At 56.3% G+C, this 4,265-nt stretch carries 6 protein-coding genes; all 6 read right to left on the reverse strand.

What is annotated here, in order from left to right:
• Positions 1-199 (reverse strand): cytochrome d ubiquinol oxidase subunit II (locus FDW94_RS23715; RefSeq protein ID WP_249358234.1); only part of this gene is annotated, 199 nt, incomplete at its 3' end.
• A gap of 11 nt (positions 200-210) precedes the next feature.
• Complete coding sequence (gene appC / locus FDW94_RS01900) at positions 211-1,755, reverse strand: cytochrome bd-II oxidase subunit 1 (RefSeq protein ID WP_137377051.1); 1,545 nt, start codon at positions 1,753-1,755, stop codon at positions 211-213.
• A gap of 87 nt (positions 1,756-1,842) precedes the next feature.
• Positions 1,843-2,700 (reverse strand): hydrogenase expression/formation protein, encoded by an 858-nt coding sequence (locus FDW94_RS01905; RefSeq protein ID WP_137377173.1) that lies wholly within the window; start codon positions 2,698-2,700, stop codon positions 1,843-1,845.
• Positions 2,700-3,101, reverse strand: a complete 402-nt coding sequence (gene hyaE, locus FDW94_RS01910; RefSeq protein ID WP_048236031.1) for a hydrogenase-1 operon protein HyaE — start codon at positions 3,099-3,101, stop codon at positions 2,700-2,702. Before hyaE ends, FDW94_RS01905 begins: the two co-directional genes overlap by 1 nt.
• A 5-nt stretch (positions 3,102-3,106) precedes the next feature.
• The gene (gene hyaD, locus FDW94_RS01915) at positions 3,107-3,688 is read right to left on the reverse strand and encodes a hydrogenase 1 maturation protease (RefSeq protein WP_137377052.1); all 582 of its coding nucleotides are present in this window, start codon (positions 3,686-3,688) and stop codon (positions 3,107-3,109) included.
• On the reverse strand, positions 3,685-4,265 hold a 581-nt coding region (gene cybH, locus FDW94_RS01920), incomplete at its 5' end, for a Ni/Fe-hydrogenase, b-type cytochrome subunit (RefSeq protein WP_249358235.1). The genes cybH and hyaD, both read right to left, overlap by 4 nt.

The raw sequence follows: 4,265 nt of genomic DNA on the forward strand, positions 1-4,265 counted from the left end.
CCAGAATGAGCCACACCTGGTTACCTTCCCAGTGCGCCCCGACGCTATTAATCAACACCCGACGCTCATCATCGTTTCGCGCGATCAGCGGTAACAGGCAGCCGACCCCCATATCAAACCCGTCAGTGACCATAAAGGCCACCAGAATGATGCCAATCAGCAGCCACCAAATGAGCCGCAACGTTTCATAATCCAACATGATTGTCTCCTTTATCCCTGTTGTTGCGTTGGTTGCTGGTTATGCATTGCATCTGGACCAAGACGCGCGTATTTCTGCATCAGGTAGACCTCAGCAATTAAAAACAGGGTGTAAAGCGTGAGAATTAGCCCCATCGAGAAGGCCAGTTGGCCTGCGCTCAGCGCGGAGTGGGCGTACCATGTCGGCAAAATATCCTGAATCGCCCACGGCTGGCGGCCAAACTCCGTCATAAACCAGCCAGCTTCGATGGCAATCCACGGGAGCGGCAGGCTCCACAGCGTCATGCGCAGTACCCAGCGATGCTGGTCGATACGCCAGCGTAAGGTCTGTATCAACGCAATCGCCATCACCAGTAGCAGCAGCGAACCGCAAGCAATCATGATGCGAAAGCTCCAGAACACGGGGGCCACTTGCGGAATGGCGCCGCGTTGCGCGGCCTGATATTGCGCTGGCGTAACATGGTTCATGTCAGGCGCGTAGTTCGCCAGCAGGATGCCGTAACCCAGATCTTTCTCCACAGCGTGAAAAGCGTTCAGTACCTGAGGCGTGCGGTTACCTTTGGCAATTTCCTGCATCAGTAACCACGCCTCACGGCCCCGCTGCAGGCGTGGGAGCGCGTCCGCCATCAGGTTTTTCAGCCCCGGAACCGGCGTATCCAAAGAGTGGGTCGCCAGAATACCCAGCAGGGCCGGTATTTTCACGGCAAAGGCGTTACGCTCTTGCTCCTGCTGCGGCCAGGCGATGACATGAAAGGGCGCGGGGGCCGGTTCGGTTTGCCATTCGCCCTCCATTGCCGCCAGTTTTACTGGCTGGAGCTGGGCGACCTCAAAGGCTGAGCTATCACCCAGTTGTAGCGTGCCGAGGATAGCCAGCGTGCCAAAGACGGAACCCACCGCGAAGGAGCGCCGGGCGAACTCGCGATTGCGACCACGCAGCAAATACCAGGCGCTGATGGACATCACAAACATGGCGCCGGTGACATAACCAGACATCACGGTATGCACAAATTTCACCTGGCTGACGGGGTTAAAGACCAGCTCGCTAAAGCTGCTCATCTCCATGCGCAGGGTATCAATATTAAAGTGAGCGCCAGTTGGATATTGCATCCAGCCGTTGGCGTTGAGGATCCACAGGGCCGAGATGTTAGAGCCAAACGCAACCAGCCAGGTCACCAGTAAATGCTGATACTTGTTTAAGCGCTGCCAGCCAAAGAAGAACAGCCCCACGAAGGTGGATTCAAGAAAGAAGGCCATCAAGGCTTCCATCGCCAGCGGGGCACCGAAAATATCACCCACATAGTTGGAATAGAGCGACCAGTTTGTACCGAACTGAAACTCCATGGTCAGGCCGGTTGCCACGCCGAGCGCAAAGTTAATACCGAATAACTTTCCCCAGAAACGCGTCATGTCGCGGTAGACTGTTTTGCCGGTCACCACGAACAGGGTTTCCATGATGGCTAGCAAAAAAATCAGCCCCAGCGTCAGGGGAACAAACAGAAAATGGTACAGCGCGGTCAGCGCAAACTGCCAGCGCGATAGGTCAATGACGTCCCACATGCGAACTCCATCAGGCATTAGAGAGTGAATAGGTAAGGAAGAAAACGTCAGACCCGCAGTAGAAAAGTACGCGGGTCTAAAGGGGGATCAGGCAGGCGGGCCGGATGCCAGCCAGCCGCAGACTTCATCCAGCCGCTCGAGCGAGTCGAGCAGATCTTCCGGTGCGGCCAACACCAGTTCCGGCAACGGACAGATCTCATAACTCTCAAGCAGAAGCCCTTTCAGGGTATCCAGACAGCGAACATGCCAGACATGGCGCAGCGCCGTGGCGTCGATTTGGCTCTCGCCGTAGCCGATGGTGCGGATTTGAATGTGTCCTTCGCCGCACAGGCGGGCGAGGAACAGGCGATCCGCGTCGCTAATCGGCAGTTGGGTGAGATTAATGCTATGGGGTTGCGCTGCCGGATCGCGCACGTGCGCCAGCAGTTCCTGGGCCAGCGTCAGGCCATTCATCAACCCATCTATAGGCGGAGGCAGCAGGCTATCGTCCGGCAGCGTATTGATTGTTGCCGCCTGCCACAGTGCCCGTGGTGCGCTGCCTACTTCCAGATGTTCCTGCCATTGCCCCTTGTCATCCTGACAACGCACCCGCCAGATACCGCAGAAAATCGACTCCTGAATCTCGCTCGCCCTGCCGTCAGCATGCTGAATGCGCACGGAAACTTCGCCTTCGCCGAGTAGCGTATTCAGAAAGGTGAGATCGTCTGCATTGAGCGAGGATAAATCCCATCCCAGCACATCCTGTTTGGCGGGAATTCTCTGGGTGAGCTGGTGGCGCACATCGGCTAACAATGCCATCACCGCCGGGCTGTGCGGACAGTTTTCCAGTGTTGCCATGCTGGGGTCGCTGTTGACCTGGCAGGTGAGGGGCAAGGGATTCATGCTGAAGCAGTCATCACCTGGCTGCGTTCCTGGCCCCAGCAGATGAAAAAAGGAATCGCTCATCATGCAGACTCCGGCGGTATACGTTCTTCAACGAGGGGACGCATCAGGTTGAGCAAGTCGGCCCACGGGTGGATACCGCTGAGAATGCCGCGCAGCTCACCTTGGGTAAACACCAGGGTAGCCGGAAAACGGAACACGCCGAAGCGATCGCCGATCGCCTCGCTGTGTTCAAGATCCGCCATGGCGATGTGCCAGTCAAACTGGGGAAACTCGCGGAGCAACTCGGCAATCATGACCGGGTTATCGCTGACTTCCGGTGTACGGCGAGGATCGCTACTGAGCAGGACCACGCCATTACGCACGCGGGTTATCCAGTCATCCAGTTCAGATGCGCTCAGCGGTTGCCAGCCCTTAGCCAGCATTCGCTGCCATAGCGCAGAAAACGGTTGGTCATTCAACATGTTAATTATCTCTCCAGCGTTACGCGATACTGGCGAATACGCACGCCTTCATAGTTTTCCATCGACAGGCAATCATAGTTCAGGCAACGCGTTTCATCGCTTGTCTGTGGCGCAATGCCCCACGCGGCCAGTTGCGTAAGCGCGGCCTGTTCTGCCGCCGGGAGCTGAGCGCGCGCGATGTCGGTCAGGCTGCCGCCATAGTCGTCCAGCTGTACCGGCTGTAGTCCCACCAGAGCGATGTGCTCGGGGAGATGGCCGCGAATATCCGCCAGAGCCAGCACTTCAGAGAAGCTGTTCTGATGCAGACTCATTTTTTTAGCGCTGAGGTAACTCGGGACTTTGTCTCCGGCGTAAGTTTGCAGGGTTCCCGGCTCAAGCCCGTAGTCGATGGCGTCAAGCAGCAGCAAATGGCTGGCCTGCTCAACGTAGCCCAGCAGATTCAGTCCCTGCGTGCCGCCGTCAACAATCTCTACCGATTCTGGCCAGTGATAATGGGCGTACAGGCGCTCAGCGAGGCGAATACCAAACCCTTCATCTGCCCACAGCAAGTTGCCTAAGCCCATCACGATGACGTTAGGTTCGCTCATGACGCCTCCTTATCGTGCTGACCCTTGGGAAACTTATGGCTACGAAAGCCGTTAATCATGGTTGAGATGACGGTTTCGTCAGACATGATGTCCTCACGAATCGCCATATACACATGGCCTACGATGAAGGCGGCGATGAACCACATCCCTAACCGATGCCAGATGTGGATATCGAGAGAGTTCCCGCCGGTCCAGTAGAAAAACTCTGTCACATAGCGGAAAGGGGTAAAAATGGCGTACTGGCTATGTTCGCTGTATAAGGCAAAACCGGTGAGGATCATAAAAACGGAAAGCAGGAAATAACCGCACATCGCCGCCTGTGCGATGGGGTTATGACCGATATCATCTCCCGGTTTTTTTTCCAGAAACAGATACCAACGCACCACAGAATACGCACCCTGCCACCAGCTGCGCCGCCAGACCGGCACGATAAACAGTTCGCGTGAATAACGGTTACCGACGAAGGCCCAGTAAATGCGCATCAGCAGTATCACCGTGAACACCATGGCGGCGGCGAAATGCACCAGCCGAATGTCGCCCATATAGAACAGATAAGTGGCCTCACCGCTGACCGATG

Origin of the sequence: Citrobacter sp. wls757, from assembly GCF_005280935.1 — a bacterium.
GTDB lineage: Bacteria > Pseudomonadota > Gammaproteobacteria > Enterobacterales > Enterobacteriaceae > Citrobacter > Citrobacter portucalensis.

What these genes read in the sequence shown, in the direction of transcription:
- appC (WP_137377051.1), bottom strand. Translation starts at nt 1,755, where the DNA reads ATGTGGGACGTCATTGACCTATCGCGCTGGCAGTTTGCGCTGACCGCG.
- FDW94_RS01905 (WP_137377173.1), bottom strand. Translation starts at nt 2,700, where the DNA reads ATGAGCGATTCCTTTTTTCATCTGCTGGGGCCAGGAACGCAGCCAGGT.
- hyaE (WP_048236031.1), bottom strand. Translation starts at nt 3,101, where the DNA reads ATGTTGAATGACCAACCGTTTTCTGCGCTATGGCAGCGAATGCTGGCT.
- hyaD (WP_137377052.1), bottom strand. Translation starts at nt 3,688, where the DNA reads ATGAGCGAACCTAACGTCATCGTGATGGGCTTAGGCAACTTGCTGTGG.